Origin of the sequence: Phycicoccus sp. Root563 (genome assembly GCF_001427915.1) — a bacterium.
Taxonomy (GTDB): domain Bacteria; phylum Actinomycetota; class Actinomycetes; order Actinomycetales; family Dermatophilaceae; genus Pedococcus.
This window is the reverse complement of sequence record NZ_LMGM01000001.1, coordinates 2215011-2218020: the sequence shown is the minus strand read 5'-3', so window position 1 is coordinate 2218020 and position 3010 is coordinate 2215011. Positions and strand designations below refer to the sequence as shown.

Annotated in this window: 2 protein-coding genes, 1 tRNA gene and 2 pseudogenes; 2 read left to right on the top strand and 3 right to left on the bottom strand. The window is 69.4% G+C overall.

All coding sequences use genetic code 11. From position 1 onward, the window contains the following. Positions 1-71: 71 nt before the first annotated feature. From ASD62_RS10560 to ASD62_RS20705, 3 genes and pseudogenes are all read right to left on the bottom strand, one after another. Entirely contained in the window at positions 72-404 is a 333-nt protein-coding gene (locus ASD62_RS10560; protein WP_056915923.1) for a hypothetical protein, read from the bottom strand. Positions 405-450: 46 nt separating this feature from the next. Next, positions 451-749, bottom strand: a pseudogene (locus ASD62_RS10555) (DUF6328 family protein); the annotation flags it as partial. A 1-nt stretch (position 750) separates the two neighbouring features. Beyond that, positions 751-873: DUF6328 family protein (locus tag ASD62_RS20705; RefSeq protein WP_235530774.1), on the bottom strand; the 123-nt coding region annotated here is incomplete at its 3' end. 51 nt (positions 874-924) lie between these two features. Here ASD62_RS20705 and ASD62_RS10550 point away from each other — a divergent pair. Together ASD62_RS10550 and ASD62_RS10545 are read left to right on the top strand one after the other, a co-directional pair. Next, positions 925-1011: transfer RNA gene (locus ASD62_RS10550), tRNA-Ser, on the top strand. 132 nt (positions 1012-1143) lie between these two features. Continuing rightward, positions 1144-3010, top strand: a pseudogene (locus ASD62_RS10545) (hypothetical protein); the annotation flags it as partial.

The following is a 3010-nucleotide window of genomic DNA, read 5'->3' as shown; positions in this document are numbered from 1 at the left end:
GACGCGGCATACCGATCAGGTATGCCGCGTCGCGGGCCTCGTCGTGTCCGTCGCCCGGCGAGGCGGTCGGCTCAGGGGAGCTTGTCGCCCCCCGGCCCGAAGCCCGAGGTGTCGGCGTGGAGCCGACCGTCGGTGCCGCGGTGGAGGGTCTCCGGCAGGTCCTCGCCGGTAAGGCGCTCCTTGGCGCTCGCCCCGGCCGTCTTGGCGGCCTCGCCGAGCTTGGCGCCGAGGACGGGCGCCTGCTCCTTGACGGCTTCCTTGACGGTCTCGACCCGGTGCTGGACCGGATCGCTGGACCAGACCTGGCTGGCGCGGCCGCGGATCTGCTCGTAACGCTTCTGGCCCGCCTTCGCGCCGAGGACGTAGCCGGCGGCGACGCCGGCGATGAAGGACAGCTTGCCCATGGTGGATCCTTTGGTCGGTGTCCTCCGACAGTAACAAAAGCCCTGCTCAGGGGCCTTTCGGGCGGGTGAGGCGGTGCCGCAGCCCGAGCGGGAAGACCACCCAGGCAGCGACGAACAGCACCGCGCCGACGAGGGCCGCGACCACCCCGGCCCGCTGGCCGAGGACCAGGGCGAAGGTGAGCGCCATGACGCTGACGACGGCAGCCGCCAGGGTCGCCAGCCCGATGACGGAGACGTGGTGGGCGATGCTGACCAGGGTCTCCTTGCGCTGCTGCCGAAACAGCCAGCGGTGCATCGCCACCGGCGTGATGAGCAGACAGGTGGCGAGGATGCTCGCGCTGATCGNGAGCAGGAATCCGGTGAGGATCTGGACGCCGGTCTGTGTGACGCGGAGCTCCTGCAACAGCTCGTCCCAGTTGCGGTCGAGCCGTTGGGCCTTGGTTTCGCCCTCGCGTTGGTAGCCGTCCACGACGTGACGATACCGTTGGCCCCGGTCCGGCGGCCGTGTGTCGCAAGGCCTGGAGGGCTCGCATAGTGGCCTAGTGCGGCGGTCTTGAAAACCGCTATGGCGGCAACGTCATCGTGGGTTCGAATCCCACGCCCTCCGCCGACCCTCCGTGGGCACGGAGTCGCCCACCGTCGCCACCACGACCCTCGTTGCGTCAGCGAGCGGACAGAGCCGCAGCAGTTCTGGGACGAGTCTCTGATCATCCGATCAGCACGCGTCCAGGGAGTTGCGATGAACACACTGACCACCCACCGGTTCCCGTTCCGGCCGCTCGTCCTCGCCCTGGCCCTGGCCACGCCGTTGGCAGTGGCCGGGACGGCCTCGGCCCAGTCCTCACCGAGCCAGCCGCCCTCGGCCCAAGCACGGTCCACCGCCTCCGGCGGGTCCGCCTCCCACGGCCGACCCGAGTCCGGACGCCCGGCGAAGGCCGGTACCCACAGCCCGGCCAGACCCGAGCACGCCTGTACCGAGAAGATGCACGTCGTCGAGCACCAGGGCCGGTCCTGCAAGGTCGCGAACGGCTTGTTCAAGGTCGAGCTCGCCGACGGGTCCTTCACCTACACCCACGGCCCGGACCCGGTCGAGGTCGACCACGACCACCACGACCACGGAACGACGACACCCTCCACGAGCGGCCAGACGGGCAACCTCGCCAGCGTCGCCCGGAACCCGGTCTGCTCGTCGGCGAACCCGCACGGCAACTACGGGATCCGCGCCGTCATCGCCATGCCGTCCGACGGGTCGCAGACCATCACGGTCGACCAGTTCCGGACCATGCTGAAGACGATCAACGGTGCCATCTACAAATCGGGCGTCGAGTCCGGGAGCGTCGGCGGGGCGGACCTGGTCTTCGAGTGCGACAGCACCGGGGCGATCCGGGTCGACGTCCAGCGGCTCGCCCACACGAACGCCACATCGACCTTCGCCACCATCGTCGGGGACCTCAAGGCCCTCGGCTACACGTCGACCGCCCGCAACTACGCGGTCTACTACACCCACACGGCCAGCGCCGGCGGCCAAGGCTCCCTGATGAGCGACAGCAGCAACAGCGCCAGCAACGCCAACAACACCGGCGGTCGCTTCGCCATCGACTACGGCATCCCCCAAGCCGAGACGATGATGCACGAGATCGGCCACAACCTCGGCGCCGTCCAGCCGGGGGCCCCCTACGCGACCGGCACCACCACGACCGCCAGTGCCGGGAACTGGGGTCACTGCTGGGAGGGCCAGGACGTCATGTGCTACAACGACAAGGGGTCCACGGACCCCGGCTACATCAGCTGGGTGTGCGCTGACTTCGACCACTTCGACTGCGGCCACGACGACTACTTCGACGCCGTGATCGGCGCGGGCCAGGGCGCCACCTCGACGAGCTGGCTCGCGAGCCACTTCAACATCGCGGCCTGCTACGACGTCTTCGTCGTCAACCGGGCCTGCTCCGTGACGACCGGTGGTGACGTGACACCGCCCGCCGTCTCGGCCCCCACCCAGACCGTCCAGTACCTCGGACAGGTCAGCAACGGACTCGTCCCGGTGACCTACGCCTGGACGGCGAGCGACGTCAGCGGGGTGACCCAGGAGGACGCCTGGATCAAGGTCAACGGCACCTGGCTCCAACTGAGCCTCGCCTCTGCCGCCGTGCGGTCGGGCACGTGGTCGCTCACCCCCGGCTCGACGTACCAGTTCGCGGTGAGGGCCAAGGATGCCAAGGGCAACTGGAGCGGGTTCGCGATGGGCCCGTTGCTCACGGTGGATGCCTTGCAGGAGAACTCGACGTCCATCAGCTACAGCTCTGGCTGGCTCGCCTACACGGGCAGCTACTTCGGCGGCCGGCAGTACTCCTCAGGCACCACCGGGGCGACGGCGAAGGTCACCTTCACCGGACGCGGGTTCGCCTGGTACGCGGCCACCGCGACCAACCGTGGCGTCGCGTACGTCTGGGTCGACGGCGTCTACGCCGGCACCGTCGACACCTACTCGCCCTCGACCTACCTCGCCCGGGGCGTGCTGACCCGCAACTGGACCACATCCGGGACGCACACGGTCCAGGTTCAGGTGGTCGGGACCACCGGGCGCCCGACCATCGACGTCGACGCAT